Origin of the sequence: Actinacidiphila cocklensis, assembly GCF_907177275.1 — a bacterium.
Taxonomy (GTDB): domain Bacteria; phylum Actinomycetota; class Actinomycetes; order Streptomycetales; family Streptomycetaceae; genus Actinacidiphila; species Actinacidiphila cocklensis.
This window is the reverse complement of record NZ_CAJSLV010000045.1, coordinates 56,743-70,147: the sequence shown is the minus strand read 5'-3', so window position 1 is coordinate 70,147 and position 13,405 is coordinate 56,743. Positions and strand designations below refer to the sequence as shown.

Annotated in this window: 14 protein-coding genes; 11 read left to right on the top strand and 3 right to left on the bottom strand. The window is 73.6% G+C overall.

Going from position 1 to position 13,405, the window contains the following annotated elements:
- The first annotated feature begins 170 nt into the window (after window positions 1-170).
- Window positions 171-845: a glycerophosphodiester phosphodiesterase gene (locus tag NFU81_RS08875; RefSeq protein WP_251487062.1), complete on the top strand. Its 675-nt coding sequence runs from the start codon at window positions 171-173 to the stop codon at window positions 843-845.
- A gap of 15 nt (window positions 846-860) precedes the next feature.
- Here NFU81_RS08875 and NFU81_RS08870 read toward each other — a convergent pair whose 3' ends face one another.
- Window positions 861-1,397 (bottom strand): GNAT family N-acetyltransferase, encoded by a 537-nt coding sequence (locus tag NFU81_RS08870; RefSeq protein ID WP_251487059.1) that lies wholly within the window; start codon window positions 1,395-1,397, stop codon window positions 861-863.
- A 246-nt stretch (window positions 1,398-1,643) separates the two neighbouring features.
- Between NFU81_RS08870 and NFU81_RS08865 the strand changes: the two genes are divergently transcribed.
- The 4 genes from NFU81_RS08865 (at window position 1,644) to NFU81_RS08850 (ending at window position 4,978) form a co-directional block, all read left to right on the top strand.
- Window positions 1,644-2,201, top strand: coding sequence for a DUF5134 domain-containing protein (locus tag NFU81_RS08865; protein WP_251487058.1), 558 nt, complete (start codon window positions 1,644-1,646; stop codon window positions 2,199-2,201).
- Between the two features lie 202 nt (window positions 2,202-2,403).
- A complete protein-coding gene (locus NFU81_RS08860) occupies window positions 2,404-3,345 on the top strand; it encodes a M56 family metallopeptidase (RefSeq protein WP_251487055.1) in 942 nt (313 codons plus the stop codon).
- A 113-nt stretch (window positions 3,346-3,458) separates the two neighbouring features.
- Window positions 3,459-4,151 carry an HAD family hydrolase gene (locus NFU81_RS08855; protein ID WP_251487052.1) on the top strand — a complete coding sequence of 231 codons (693 nt, stop codon included), beginning with the start codon at window positions 3,459-3,461 and terminating at the stop codon, window positions 4,149-4,151.
- Window positions 4,152-4,297: 146 nt separating this feature from the next.
- Complete coding sequence (locus NFU81_RS08850; protein WP_251487049.1) at window positions 4,298-4,978, top strand: TetR/AcrR family transcriptional regulator; 681 nt, start codon at window positions 4,298-4,300, stop codon at window positions 4,976-4,978.
- On the opposite strand, the gene NFU81_RS08845 is transcribed toward NFU81_RS08850, so the two are convergent.
- Complete coding sequence (locus NFU81_RS08845) at window positions 4,961-5,482, bottom strand: MauE/DoxX family redox-associated membrane protein (RefSeq protein WP_251487046.1); 522 nt, start codon at window positions 5,480-5,482, stop codon at window positions 4,961-4,963. The genes NFU81_RS08850 and NFU81_RS08845 overlap by 18 nt on opposite strands.
- A gap of 232 nt (window positions 5,483-5,714) precedes the next feature.
- On the opposite strand from NFU81_RS08845, the gene NFU81_RS08840 reads away from it, so the two are divergent.
- The 5 genes from NFU81_RS08840 to NFU81_RS08820 all read left to right on the top strand — a co-directional run bounded on the left by NFU81_RS08840 (window position 5,715) and on the right by NFU81_RS08820 (window position 11,749).
- On the top strand, window positions 5,715-8,417 hold the full coding sequence (locus tag NFU81_RS08840) for an AfsR/SARP family transcriptional regulator (protein WP_251487044.1): 2,703 nt from the start codon (window positions 5,715-5,717) through the stop codon (window positions 8,415-8,417).
- 139 nt (window positions 8,418-8,556) lie between these two features.
- On the top strand, window positions 8,557-8,745 hold the full coding sequence (locus NFU81_RS08835) for a hypothetical protein (RefSeq protein WP_251487038.1): 189 nt from the start codon (window positions 8,557-8,559) through the stop codon (window positions 8,743-8,745).
- A 123-nt stretch (window positions 8,746-8,868) separates the two neighbouring features.
- Window positions 8,869-9,426 carry a thioredoxin domain-containing protein gene (locus tag NFU81_RS08830; protein WP_251487033.1) on the top strand — a complete coding sequence of 186 codons (558 nt, stop codon included), beginning with the start codon at window positions 8,869-8,871 and terminating at the stop codon, window positions 9,424-9,426.
- Complete coding sequence (locus tag NFU81_RS08825) at window positions 9,423-11,276, top strand: ABC transporter ATP-binding protein (protein WP_251487030.1); 1,854 nt, start codon at window positions 9,423-9,425, stop codon at window positions 11,274-11,276. The genes NFU81_RS08830 and NFU81_RS08825 overlap by 4 nt, the downstream gene beginning before the upstream one ends.
- Entirely contained in the window at window positions 11,273-11,749 is a 477-nt protein-coding gene (locus NFU81_RS08820) for a S26 family signal peptidase (protein WP_251487028.1), read from the top strand. The genes NFU81_RS08825 and NFU81_RS08820 overlap by 4 nt, the downstream gene beginning before the upstream one ends.
- Window positions 11,750-11,765: 16 nt before the next feature.
- On the opposite strand, the gene NFU81_RS08815 is transcribed toward NFU81_RS08820, so the two are convergent.
- Window positions 11,766-12,443, bottom strand: a complete 678-nt coding sequence (locus NFU81_RS08815) for a uracil-DNA glycosylase (protein WP_251487026.1) — start codon at window positions 12,441-12,443, stop codon at window positions 11,766-11,768.
- A 121-nt stretch (window positions 12,444-12,564) separates the two neighbouring features.
- Between NFU81_RS08815 and NFU81_RS08810 the strand changes: the two genes are divergently transcribed.
- Window positions 12,565-13,404, top strand: coding sequence for an LURP-one-related family protein (locus NFU81_RS08810; RefSeq protein WP_251487024.1), 840 nt, complete (start codon window positions 12,565-12,567; stop codon window positions 13,402-13,404).
- The last annotated feature ends 1 nt before the right edge of the window (window position 13,405 follow it).

Sequence of the window (13,405 nt, the reverse complement as noted above, 5' to 3'; positions counted from 1 at the left end):
TTCCCGCTTCAAGGCGGCCCGAAGCAGATCATCCCGCCCGATAGCCCTTCCGCGGGTGTTCTTGCGGCCGTTGCCCGGTTTGAGAGGTGTGATTCAGCGGCATATCCCGTTGCGCCGACTCGTCACGGTGCGTTCGGCCCCGCGTCGCCCGGGCCGCATATGGTGCCGGTATGAGCTTCCTCACTGTCGGTCACCGCGGCGTCATGGGCGTCGAGCCGGAGAACACCCTGCGGTCCTTCCGCCGCGCCGAGCAGGCCGGCCTGGACCAGGTCGAGCTGGACCTGCACCTGCACCTGAGCAAGGACGGCGCGCTGGTGGTGATGCACGACGCCGAAGTGGACCGCACCACGGACGGCAGCGGGCTGATCCGCGACCTCACGCTGGCCGAGATCCGCACGCTGGACGCCGGTCTCGGCGAGCGGGTGCCGGTCTTCGAGGAGGTGCTCGACGCGGTGGACCGCCCGATCCAGGCGGAGATCAAGGACACCGCGGCGGCCCGCGCGCTCGCCGACACCCTCCGCGAGCGCGGGGCCACCGAGCGGGTCAGCGTGCTGTCCTTCCACGACGACGCGCTCGCCGAGATCCACTCGCTGCTGCCGGACGTCCCCACCGTGCTGGTGGCCGGAAAGCTCGGCCCTGACATCGTGCCCCGCGCGCAGGCAGTCGGCGCGCGGCTGGTCAGCCTCGACCTCACCCAGCTGAATCTGGACGTCGTACGCCGCTGCCAGGCCGCGGGCATCGCGGTGATGGCCTGGACGGTGAACACGGCGCAGGACTGGGCGCTGGCCCGGGCACTGCGGCTGGACGGAGTCGCCACCGACCTGCCGGCCGAGCCCGCTGCCTGACCGGGCGGCTCCGGGTCAGCCGAGCTTCTTGGTCAGCAGCTCGAACTCCAGGTCGTCGCGGGTCGGCAGACCGAAGCGCTCGTCGCCGTAGGGGAAGGCGGTGGTCTGCCCGGTCCTGGTGTAGCCGCGCCGCTCGTACCAGGCGATCAGGTCCGCACGGACCGAGATCACCGTCATGTGCATCTCGGCCACGCCCCACTCGTCGCGGGCGAAGCGCTCCGCCTCCGCGATGATGACCTTGCCCAGCCCGGCCCCCTGCATCGTGGGGCGCACCGCGAACATCCCGAAGTAGGCGTGGTCGCCGCGGTGCTCCAGCTGGCAGCAGGCCACCAGCTCGCCGCCGGCCTCGACCGCGACCAGCCTGCTGTCGGGGTTCCGTATGACCGCGAGCACACCCTCGGGGTCGGTGCGCTGCCCCTGGAGGATGTCCGCCTCCGTCGTCCACCCCGCGCGGCTCGCGTCGCCGCGGTAGGCGGACTCGATCAGCGCGACGAGCGCGGGGACGTCTTCTGCGGTGGCGGGGCGGAAGCCGGGGCCGGCGGCGGTGTCCATGGCCGACAGGCTAACCGAGCCCGTCCCGCGGCCGCGGGGGCACGGTGCGGACCTGTGCGCCGGGGCGCCGCGCCTTGACCGGCGGTCCGCGGTCCGGTACGGCGCCCCGGCCGGTGCGGCGCGCGCGGCGGGAACGCGCTCCCCCTTCCACGCCAGTGCGCTTGCGTGTGCGCCGCCGTGACCGGGCAGCTTGTCCTCGGGCCGCCGTCGCACCGGGCGGTCCGCGGGTCCGAGGGGGGAGGGGCGATGCACGGACCGCCGATGGTGGCCTGGCTGCTCGTGGCGCTCAGCGCCGCCGCGGCGGTCTCGTGCGTGCTGCGCCGGGAGGCGCGGAGCGAGGCGCTGCTCGGCGTGGGGATGGCGGTGATGGCCGTGCCGCTGTCGGTCTTCGACCCGCCGCGCTGGAGTACGGCGATGCTCGCGGTCGTCTTCGCCGCCGTCGCCGTGCACACCCTGCGACCGTCCCCGCTCCCGACGAGCCACCAGATGCACCACTCGGTGTGCGCCGGGGCGATGGTCTACATGGCGGCGGCGATGGCGGGCGCGGGTCCCGCGAGCACCGGCCATGCCGCCCACACGAGCGCGGGCGCCCCGCTGCTGACCGGGCTGCTGCTGGTGTACTTCGCCGGGTACGTACTGCACGCCGGCAGCCGGCTGGCGATGCCGACCGGCCCCCACCCGGCCCATTCCACCGTCCCCGTGCCCCCTGGCGGCGCGATACGCCTGCGGCACGCCCCCGAGGTGGCGGCGGCGTGCCGGGTGGCGATGGCCCTGGCGATGTTCGCGATGCTGCTGACCCTCTGACCCCGACCCTCTGACCCTCACCCTGACGCTCTGACCTCCGACGCCGCGGCCTTCGACCGCGCCGCCGAAGCGGTGCCCCGCGTCGGTGGGAGCCGCACCGCGGCCCTTGCGGCGTCTGCGGCCCGCATGCTCCTGTGAGGGATGCGTCACATCGGGTGCCGGGCGCCCCCGCCGCTTACCGCGCGCTCCTAGGGTGATCGTCATGACGGTCCCGTTCGTGCTGCTGGTCCTGGGCGCACTGACGGCGGCAATGGCGCCGCGACTGCTGTCCCGTGCCCAGTGGCCGGACCGCGAACCGGTGCTGGCACTGTGGGTGTGGCAGTGCGTGGTCGCCGCCGTGCTGCTGTGCTGCCTGTCTGCGCTGGCGCTCACCGCCTCGGCCGCGTGGGCGGCCGTGCGCGGCCACGTCTTCGCCTTCGCGCCGCACGGCGTGGTCGACGCGTACGGCCTGTCCGAATACGGCCGCGGCGCGGGCGCGCTTGCGGTGACGCTCGCGCTGGGCGGGCTGTGGACGGTGGCGATGCTCACCCGCGAGATCCGCACCGCACGCGGCAGGCGCAGGCAGCGCCGGGCCGAGCTGCGGGAGCGCTCGCCGCGGCTGCCGGGTGAGGAGGTGCCGGCGGGCGAGCGCCTGGTCGTGCTGGAGGACCCGAGGTCCGACGCCTGGTGGCTTTCGGGTGCGGAGCCGCGGCTGGTCATCACCACGGCGGCGCTCGGCCGCCTCAAGGGCCGCCAGCTCGACGCGGTGCTCGCGCACGAGCAGGGGCACATGCGGGCCAGGCACGATGTGCTGCTGCACTGCGCGGGGGCGCTCGCGGGCGGCTTCCCGCAGGTACCGGTCTTCGCCGCCTTCCGCGACCAGGTGCACCACCTGGTCGAACTGGCCGCCGACGACACCGCCTCGCGCCGCTTCGGCCGGCTCACCACGGCTCTGGCCCTGGTGGAACTGAACGAGGAGCGCGGCGTCTTCGGCCCGGCTCCCGTACCGCTGGCCGCGCTGCCCGGCCGGGTGCACCGGTTGCTGGACCCGGCACCGCGGCTGCCACTGGCCCGCCGGGTGCGGATGAGCGCCTGCGCCCTGCTGGTGCCGGCCGTGCCGCTGCTGATCGCGTTCGGCCCCGGCCTGGGCGCGCTGACCTGGTGACCGGGCCGGCGGGTCCCGCACCGGAGCAAGGACGGGCACAGGACGCCGGGTCCGGCCCTCGGACAGACGGCGGGGCCGGCCCCGGCAACGCGACCACGGCGACAGGCGAGGCGATGAAGGCCAAAGGCTGCATGTTCGACTTCTCCGGCACCGTCTTCCGCATCGAGCCGTGCGCCGACTGGCTGCGCGGGGCGCTGGAGGCGGCGGGCGTCGAAGCGCCCGACGACGAGATCGCGTACTGGGCCGAGCGGTTGGAACGGTTCGGCGCCCAGCCCGGCGGGGCGACGCCGGCCGGCTGGCGGCCCGAGGCGGAGGCCGCCTGGGAGCAGCGCGATCTGACCGCCGAGCTGCACCGGCACGCGTACAGGGTGCAGTCCCGGGCCAGCGGACTGCCCTGGGACATCCACGACGTGCTCTACGACCGGCACATGTCGCCTGCGGCCTGGCGCCCGTACCCGGACGCCGCCGAGGTGCTGGCAGAGCTGCGGGCGCGGGGCGTCCCGGTGGCGGTGGTCAGCAACATCGGCTGGGACCTGCGGCCGGTCTTCGCCGCGCACGGTCTCGCCGAGCTGGTCGACGCCTTCGTGCTGAGCTACGAGTTCGGCCGGCAGAAGCCCGACCCGGCGATCTTCCTGGCGGCCTGCGAGGCACTGGGGGTGGCGCCGCAGGACACCCTGATGGTGGGTGACGACCGCGAAGCCGACGGCGGCGCGGCCGCGCTCGGCTGCCCGGTGCACTTCGTGGACCACCTGCCGGCCGCCGGCCGGCCCGACGCGCTGCGCGGGGTGCTCGACCTGCTGGCCTGACGTCGCCGCGGGACGCGGCGGGCGCCGGTCCCGGCGATCCCCCGCGTCGCCGGGACCGGCGCCCGTCCCCGTAACCCGTGCGGGCACTGGCCCGGCGGGATGCGTTGAGTATATTGGCTCGCAGCCAGTCAACGCAGGAGTAAAGCATGTCCCCTCGGAGCGCTTCGGTCAATGAAGCGATGCGCAGGCGTTCCCGGGAACGGCTGCTGCAAGCCACTGTCGAACTGGTCGAGGAGCGCGGCTACGAGGCCACCACGCTGGCCGACATCACGCAGCGTGCCGGTTCGGCCAGGGGCCTGGTGTCCTACTACTTCTCGGGAAAGCGGGCGCTTCTGCAGTCGGCCGTGCACCGGCTGATGGCCGGTGAGCTGGCTGCCGCACTGGAGCGCGAGCCGCGTACCGACGACGGCCAGGAGCTGCTGGCCAGGGCCATCGACGCGATGCTCGGTGTGAGCACCGGCCACACCACGCTGATGCGCACGCACATGGCCTCGATCCTTCAGGAGGAGGGCTTCATCCAGTGCCCCGAGCAGCAGCGGCTCGCGCAGCTGCTGCGGGACACGATGATCTGCTGGGGCGCGGCCGACCCCGAGGAGGAGTACCGGCTGCTGAGGGCGCTGCTGATGGGCGCGTCGGTGGCCATGCTGCTGCCCGGGGCGCCGATGCCGGTCCACCGGCTGCGTGCCGAGCTCTTCCAGCGTTACGCCCTGCCGTGGGAGTCGGGTGAGCCGCCGCCCGGCGCCGAGGACTACGACCCGACGGCCGGATTCCATCGCCAGGCGGTGGCCGTCGCGCGGGCCGGGGCGGTGTCAGACCCGCAGGAGTGAGACCAGGTCGTCCCACCGGGCCATCAGCAGCCCGAGCCCGGCGCCGAAGACGGCGACGACCGCGCAGAAGGCCACGTCGAGGTGACCGTGCGCCAGGGAGCCGGCGAGGCCCAGCAGGGCCGTCGCCACCAGGATGAGGTTGCGCACCACGTGCGCCACGCCCAACGGGGTCTGCGAGGCGCCGAAGCAGCGGCAGGGCACGGCGGCACCCCGGCGGACGACCTTGGCGACGGCGACCGTGAGGCAGCCGAGCAGTCCGGCCGCGAGCAGGAAGGCGGCCGTCCCCGCGAGGCGGAGCGGGATCACGGCGAGCACGACGACAGCGGCCTCGGCCGCCGCGGTCGCCACCGCGGCCGCGGGTGCCTTCCCGCGGTCGATCACCGCCATCGATCTGACCGACTGCACGAATTCCTGCCAGGCGTCGCGGCTGGAGACCTTCCCCGCCAGAGCGAGGGCGAAGACCGTGATCAGCAGCAGCCTGCCGGCAACGTCAACGTACTGCATGGACAGAACCTAGACGCCCTCCGACGGGTCTGACAAGGCTTCAGGACGATGCTGTCGCTGCTGGTCGCAGCGCTGCGACCCTTCACCACGGGCTCTATGGTTCAAACCATGATATTACGGTGACCAAATTACTTGGGTTACTCTCGATGGTCCGCAGGCAAGGGGGTGGGCCGTCGTGCTGATTCGGTTGCTCGGGCCGGTAGAGGTGGAACGTTCCGGCCAGTCAAGGCCCGTGCGGCCGCCGCAGGTCGCGCTCGCGCTCGCTGCGCTCGCGTGGGAGGCCGGCCGGGTGGTGCCGGTCGAGTCGCTGCTCGCCCGGATCTGGGGCGAGGCGGTCCCGCCCGGCGCCCGGCGCACTTTGCACACCGTCATCACCCGTATCCGGCACGACGTGCTGGCCGACGACGGCGCGGTCGTCCGCAGGGTCGGCGGCTACCTGCTCGACGTGAAGGAGTCGGCGGTGGACGTGCTGTGCTTCCGCGGCCTGGCCAAGGAGGCCGCGGCGGCGCCCGATCCGGCGCCGCCGCTGGGCGAGGCACTGGCGCTGTGGCGCGGCGACCCGCTGACCGGGCTGCCGGGCGAGTGGGCGGAGCGCGCCCGGCACCGGATGCGCGACGAGCGCAAGGAGACCCAGCTGCGCTGGGCGCGCACGGTCACCGGCAGCGACCCCGTGGCGGCGGCGACGGCGCTTTCGCCGCTGGCGGAGGAGCACCCGCTGGACGAACTGCTGGCGGCCGCCCTGATCGAGGCGCTGCACGCCTGCGGGCGGACCGCCGAGGCACTGGCGCATTTCGCCCGTGTCCGGCGGACGCTGGCCGGCGAGCTGGGCGTCGAGCCGGGGACGTCGCTGCAGCAGGTTCACCGGATGCTGCTGCGGTCCGACGGCGCGGCCGAGCCCGTACGGCCGGTGCCACTGCAACTGCCGGTCGGCCTGCGGCATTTCGTCGGGCGGAGCGCGGAGCTGGCGCGGCTGGCCGCCATCACGGCCGACGAGCACCCGGCGGCCGCCGCGGTCTGCGCGATATCCGGGCCGCCCGGGGTGGGCAAGTCGTCCGTCGCGCTGCGCTGGGCGCACCTGCAGCGGAACCGTTTCCCCGGCGGGCAGCTCTACGCCGACCTCAGCACCGTCGACCCGGCCGACGCGGCGGTGGTGCTGCCCCGCTTCCTCGCGGGCCTCGGAGTCCCCGAGGCACAGGTGCCGTCGGGTTTCGAGGCGCAGATCGGGCTCTACCGCAGCCTGCTGGCCGACCGCCGGGTGCTGGTCGTGCTGGACAACGCCCACGGCGCCTCCCAGGTGCGGCCGCTGGTGGCAGCAGGGTCCGGCTGCCTGACGCTGGTCACCAGCAGGTCCGAGCTGTCGGGCCTGGCGGTCACGGCGGGTGCTCACCTGCTGCAACTGGACGTCATGCCCGACGCGGACGCCCACCACCTGCTGGCGGCCTGGCTCGGCCAGGCACGGCTGGCGGCGGAGCCGGCGGCCGCCGATCTGATCATCCGGCGCTGCGGCCGGCTCCCGCTGGCGCTGGCCATCGTCGCGGCGCAGCTGTCGCGGCGCACCGACCTGCCCCTGGCCGAGGTGGCGGCGGACCTGGAGCAGACCGACACGGACCTGGAGCCGTTCGCGCACAGCGACCCCGCGATCGATCTGCGCAGGGTCTTCTGGCGCTCCTACCGGGAGCTCTCCGCCGCCGGCGCGCGGCTCTTCCGGCGGCTCGGGCAGCATCCGGGGCCGCATCTGTCGTTGTCGGCCGCGGCGAGCCTGGCCGGCCTCCCGGTGGAGCACACCCGGGAGCTGACCGCGCACCTGAGCGGCGCCAACCTGGTCGAGACACACCCGCCGGGCCGGCTCCACCTGCACGCGCTGCTGCGGGTGTACGCGGTGGAGAAGGGTCTGAGCGCCGACAGCCTGGCGGAGCGCCAGGCGGCCGTCAGGCGGCTGCTCGACCACTGCCTCCACTCCGCGGGCGCGGCGGGCGCCCTCTGCTACCCGCACCGCGACGGCCTGCCGCTCGCGGCGCCGGAACCCGGTGCGGTGGTGGAGCGGTTCGCCGACCATGCCGAGGCGCTGCGGTGGTACGCGGACGAGTCGGTGGCGGTGCCCGCCCTGCTCGCGATGGCGACGGGGGCCGGGCTCGACCGGCACGCGTGGCAGCTGGCCTGCTCCTTCGCGGAGTTCATGCAGCGGCGCGGGCTGTGGGAGGAGACGCTGCGGGTGCACGCGGTGGCGCTGCCGGCCGCACAGCGGCTCGGTGACAGCCTGGGCGAGGCCCACTGCCGCAACAACACCGCCCGCGCGCTGGTCAGGCTCGGCCGCGACCGTGAGGCGGTCGAGCAGTTCGAGCGGGCGATCGAGCTGTACGAGGACCTCGGGGAGCCGGCGCTGCAGGCGTACGTCCTGCTGGGCCTGGCAGGTCCGCTGAGCAGGGAGCGGCCGAGCCGGGCGCTGGGGCCGACGCTCCGGGCGCGCGAGCTGTTCCTGCAGGCGGGCGACAGCGTCGCGGCGGCGCGGGCGCTCAACAACGCGGGGTGGCTGCGGGCGCACGAGGGCGAGTACGAGGCGGCGCTCGACGCGTGCCGGCGGGCGCAGCGCATCCTGGCCGACCTCAAGTGCCCGGACGGCGAAGGGCATGCGTGGGACAGCATCGCCTACATCCTGGACGCCCGGGGCGACACCGCGGGGGCGGTTGCGGGCTTCGAGCGGGCGGCGGAGCTCTTCCACGGCTGCGACGACCTGCACCCGGCCGCGGAGACCCTGGTGCGGCTGGGCGAGACCCATGTGCGGGCCGGTGACCCGGCCGCCGCGGCCGCCGCCTGGCAGCGGGCCGCCGACTTCCACGAGGCCCTCGGCGACGCCCAGGCCGACCGCGTCCGCGTCCGCGTCGCCGCGCTTCGGGCGCCCCAGGCGGTCGGGGCGAGGCGAACGGCGGGCCGTTGAGAATTCATTGAGAAACCGATCACAGCCCTGGCCCACGCTGCCCCGAGCGGTGGGGCGACGGCGCGATCCGGCGCACCCGCACCGTACGGGGCGGGAACCCGCCCGGCCCCGTGACCGAAGGGAAGATTCCATGCGCCTCATGAACAAGATTGCCGACCGGCTGCTCGAGATGGTTGCGCCGCACACCGTGGCGCGGGCCGCCGACTGCGACATCACGTGCGGAGCCGCTGCCGGCTGCGGCCCGAGGCCCGCCGGTGCACTCTGCTGCTACTACCCGAACGGCCACACCAGCTGCGGTGCTTGCTCGCGCCAGATTGCCTGCAGCTAGGTGACCGCGCTCGCTGGCGAGGGCTCGTACGGCAGCCAGGCCCGGTCCTCGCGGTGACAGGTGCCCGGCGGCCCGCCCGACCGCCGGGCACGGCTGATCCTTCCCTTTCACACGGAGTACTTCATGCCCCTCTTGATTGCCGTCGTGTCCCTCCTCGGTGTCCTCTGCCTGCTGACCTTGGTGCTGACCCTGGGGGTGATCCGCCGGCTCCGCGAACACACGAAGCTGATGGACGCGCTGTACGAGGCCGTCGACCTGATGGGCGCCGGACCTGCCACGAGCCTCGCATCGTTGGACAAGGGTGAGTTGGTCGGTGACTTCGCCGCCACGACGCTGGACGGAGACCAGGTGACGCGGGAGCTGCTTCCCGAGGGCGCGGTGGTGGCGTTCCTGTCCGCCAACTGCGCAGGGTGCCGCGCGCAGCTCCCCGAGATCGCCTCCTGGGCCGCGGGCCAGGACCGGCGTCAGGTGGTGGCGGTGCTCGACTCCAGTTCCGGCGACCCCGAGGAGCTGGTCACGGCGCTGTCGCCGGTCGCGCAGGTGATCGTGGAGGATGACCTCACGATGGGCAATGCCTTCGGCCTCAAGGTGTTCCCGACCTTCTACCAAGTCTCCGGGGAAGGCCGGCTGCTCGCGGTGGAGGGCAAGATCTCCCGGCTGCCCGTGGGGTCGCCGGCGTGACCGACGACGGGCTGCGGATCACGCCGACGCGGCGGGAACTGCTGCGCAGCGCGGTACGCACCATGTCGCGGGTGTGGCGGTCCGCGCCGGCGCACCTTCTGGGTTATCTGGCAGTGGCGTTGGTGGGTTCCGCGGCGCCGATCACGGTGGCGTGGCTGACCAGGGCCGTGCTCGACCATGTCGCGCAGCACAGGACGGGCTCGCTGCTCGGCCTGGCGCTGGCGATCACCGCGGTCACCACGGCCGTCGCGGTGGCCTCGCACGCCGGGCAGTACCTGCGGGCCGAGGTGGACAGGCGGACGGCGACGTCCGCGAAGGACGAGCTGTTCGCGGCGGTCTCCCGCTCCACGGGGCTCGCCGCCTTCGAGAACCCGGCCTTCCTCGACCGCCTCCGCCTGGCCCAGCAGAGCGCGAGCCACCCCGGCCGGCTGGTGGACACCACCATGTCGGCGGCCAGCGGCCTGGTGACCGTCGTCGGCTTCGTCGGCTCGCTCGCGCTGATCAGTCCCACCTTCACCGTCCTGGTCCTGCTGGCGGCACTGCCGGCGCTGCTCATCGAGATGCGGCTGTCGCGGCGGCGCACCGCGATGCTCTGGCGGATCGGTCCGGCCGAGCGCCGCGAGGCCTTCTACGCGCAGTTGATGTCGACCGCGAGTGCCGCGAAGGAGATCCGGCTGTTCGCGCTCGGCGACTTCCTGCGCCTTCGGATGCTCGCCGAGCTGCGCACCGCCAACGCGGCCCGCCGCCGGGTGGACCGGCAGGAGCTGCTCATCCAGTCGGGCCTGGCGGCCGCCTCCGCCGGTGTCGCAGGAGCCGGACTCGTCTGGGCGATCCTCGCGGCCGGCGACGGACGGCTCGGCATCGGCGACGTGTCGATGTTCGTGGCGGCGATCGCCGGGGTGCAGGGGGCGCTGAACGTCGTCGTGGCGGCCGGCGTGATGGCCTATGAGCACCTGCTGAACTTCCAGCACGAGGTCTCGATCGTGGCCGCAGGCCCCGACCTACCGCTGCCCGGCACCGACCGGGACCTGCCGCCCCTGCGCCGGGGCATCGAGCTGCGCGACGTCTGGTTCCGCTACAGCGACGACCACCCGTGGATCCTGCGCGGGGTCGACCTGTTCGTCCCGCACGGCCAGACGGTCGCCCTGGTCGGGCGCAACGGGGCGGGCAAGAGCACCCTGGCGAAGCTGCTGTGCCGCTTCTACGACCCGACCCGCGGGGCGATCCTGTGGGACGGCGTGGACATCCGCGACGTACCGCCGCAGGCGCTGCGCCACCGTATCAGCGCGGTCTTCCAGGACTTCGTGTCCTACGAGCTGACCGCGGCGGAGAACATCGCGGTGGGCGACCTCGCGCTCGCCGGTGACGAAGAGCGCGTCGTGCGGGCGGCGCGGGAGGCCGACATCCACGACACCCTCACGACCCTGCCGCACGGCTACCGCACCCTGCTGAGCCGCGGATTCGCCTCCGAGCAGGACGAGGACGCGGACGGGGTGCTGCTGTCCGGCGGGCAGTGGCAGCGGCTCGCGCTCGCCCGCGGCTTCCTGCGTCGCGACCGCGACCTGATGATCCTCGACGAGCCCAGCTCCGGCCTGGATCCGGAGGCCGAGTACGAGGTGCACCGCCAGTTGAGGAAGCTGCGGTCGGGGCGTACCAGCGTGATGATCTCGCACCGGCTCGGCGCGATCCGGGACGTCGACCGGATCGTGGTGCTGACCGACGGTGTCGTCGCGGAGGAGGGCGGGCACACCGCGCTGCTGGCCGACGGCGGCGTGTACGCCCGGCTCTTCGCCCGCCAGGCGGCCGGCTACCGCGACGACGACATGGAGCCGACGGGAGCCCTGCAGTGACCGACGTCCTGGCGGTACTCGCTGTTCTCGTCGCCGCCGCCGTGCTGGCGGCCCTGTGGCTGCGCGGGCGCTACCTGGTGGTGACCGTGCACGGCGAGAGCATGCTGCCGACGTACCGGCCCGGCGAGCGGGTGCTCGTGCGGCGGACGCCTGCCGACGCGCTGCGCGCGGGACAGGTGGTCGTGCTCAGCGGGCACCAGGCACCGCCGCATGCGGCGCTTCCGCCCGGAATGGCGGACCAGGACAGGACGGTGCACGCCCCCTGGATCATCAAGCGCGTCACCGCGGTGCCCGGCGACCCGATCCCGCGGGACGCCGTGCCCGCGCTGCGTTCCGAACCGGGTACGCGCGTACCGGCGGGGCGGCTGGTGGTGCTGGGCGACAACCCGGCGCGCTCGCACGACTCGCGCCGCGCCGGCTACTTCTCCGCCGACCGCCTCTACGGCGTGGCGCTGCGCAAGCTCGGCTCCTGACGCCGGGAACGGCGCGCTACGGCAGGCGCCAGTCCACCGGCTGGGCGCCCTGGCGGATCAGCAGGTCGTTGGCGCGGCTGAAGGGGCGGGAGCCGAAGAAGCCGCGGTCGGCCGACATGGGTGAGGGGTGCGCCGACTCGATCGCCGGGTAGCCGTCGAGGGAGGGCCGCAGGTTGCGGGCGTCGCGCCCCCACAGCACGGACACCAGCGGCTTGCCGCGCGCGGCCAGTGCGCGGATCGCCTGCTCGGTGACCTCTTCCCAGCCCTTGCCGCGATGGGCGGCGGGCTTGCGCGGGGCGGTGGTCAGCGCCCGGTTCAGCAGCAGAACTCCCTGCCGGGTCCACGGGGTCAGGTCGCCGTTGGAGGGCCTGGCCAGGCCCAGGTCCGTGGAAAGCTCGCGGAAGATGTTCTCCAGGCTGCCCGGCAGCTGGCGCACCTCGGGCGCCACGGAGAAGCTGAGGCCGACGGCCATGCCCGGGGTCGGGTACGGGTCCTGGCCGACGATCAGCACCCGCACCTCGTCGAAGGGCTGCTGGAACGCCCGCAGGACGTTCGCACCGGCCGGCAGGTAGGTGCGGCCCGCCGCGATCTCGGCGCGCAGGAAGTCCCCCATCGCCGCCACCCGCCCGGCCACCGGGCGCAGCGCCTCGGCCCATCCCGGCTCGACAAGTTCGCTCAACTCTCGTGCTGCCACGGCCGATCACCCTACCGGCCCGGCGCGTCCGCCCACGACCGCGCGGGGACGGCCGCGGACCGGCGCCCAGCCCGTGAAACGGAGACCTCCGCTGACCGGCGCTTGACGGTACTCTGCCCGGGTGACAACGCATTCGAATACCCCGGCGGGCTGGTACGCGGACCCGCAAGGCACTCCGAACCTGCTCCGGTACTGGGACGGCTCCCAGTGGACCGAGCACACCAACCCCGGTCAGGTGCCGCAGCAGCAGCAGGGCGGGGGCAGCGCCTGGGAGCTGAACGTCAGCCGCACCCCCGACCCGGCCAAGGTGCAGCAGCAGGTGCAGCAGCAGGCGGGCGTGTCGCCGACGGCGTACGGCGGCGGGACGCTGTTCACCGAGCCGGTCCTGGTGGTCAACCAGAAGGCCAAGCTGATCGAGCTGGTCAACGAGTACAGCGTCTTCGACCAGCAGGGCCGCACCCTGGGTTCGGTCGTCGAGGTCGGGCAGAGCACCGCGAAGAAGGTGCTGCGCTTCGTCTCCAGCGTCGACCAGTTCCTCACCCACAAGCTGGAGGTCAGGGACGCCCAGGGGCAGCCGCACCTGGTGCTGACCCGGCCGGCGAAGTTCATCAAGTCCAAGGTGCTCGTGCACCGGGCGAACGGTGAGCCGCTCGGCGAGATCGTCCAGCAGAACGCCTTCGGCAAGATCAAGTTCGGCTTCATGTACAACGGCCAGCAGATCGGCGCGATCAAGGCGGAGAACTGGCGGGCCTGGAACTTCGCCATCGTCGACCACACCGACACCGAGATCGCCCGGATCACCAAGACCTGGGAGGGCCTGGCCAAGACGATGTTCACCACCGCGGACAACTACGTGCTGCAGATCCACCGGCAGCTCGCCGATCCGCTGCTGAGCATGGTCGTCGCCTCCGCCCTGACGGTGGACACCGCCCTCAAGCAGGACTCCCGCGGGCTCGGCTGAG

Coding starts and splice junctions, on each gene's coding strand:
- NFU81_RS08860 (WP_251487055.1), top strand. CDS start 2,404: ATGACGGTCCCGTTCGTGCTGCTGGTCCTGGGCGCACTGACGGCGGCA.
- NFU81_RS08870 (WP_251487059.1), bottom strand. CDS start 1,397: ATGGACACCGCCGCCGGCCCCGGCTTCCGCCCCGCCACCGCAGAAGAC.
- NFU81_RS08865 (WP_251487058.1), top strand. CDS start 1,644: ATGCACGGACCGCCGATGGTGGCCTGGCTGCTCGTGGCGCTCAGCGCC.
- NFU81_RS08835 (WP_251487038.1), top strand. CDS start 8,557: ATGAACAAGATTGCCGACCGGCTGCTCGAGATGGTTGCGCCGCACACC.
- NFU81_RS08855 (WP_251487052.1), top strand. CDS start 3,459: ATGAAGGCCAAAGGCTGCATGTTCGACTTCTCCGGCACCGTCTTCCGC.
- NFU81_RS08845 (WP_251487046.1), bottom strand. CDS start 5,482: ATGCAGTACGTTGACGTTGCCGGCAGGCTGCTGCTGATCACGGTCTTC.
- NFU81_RS08830 (WP_251487033.1), top strand. CDS start 8,869: ATGCCCCTCTTGATTGCCGTCGTGTCCCTCCTCGGTGTCCTCTGCCTG.
- NFU81_RS08875 (WP_251487062.1), top strand. CDS start 171: ATGAGCTTCCTCACTGTCGGTCACCGCGGCGTCATGGGCGTCGAGCCG.
- NFU81_RS08850 (WP_251487049.1), top strand. CDS start 4,298: ATGTCCCCTCGGAGCGCTTCGGTCAATGAAGCGATGCGCAGGCGTTCC.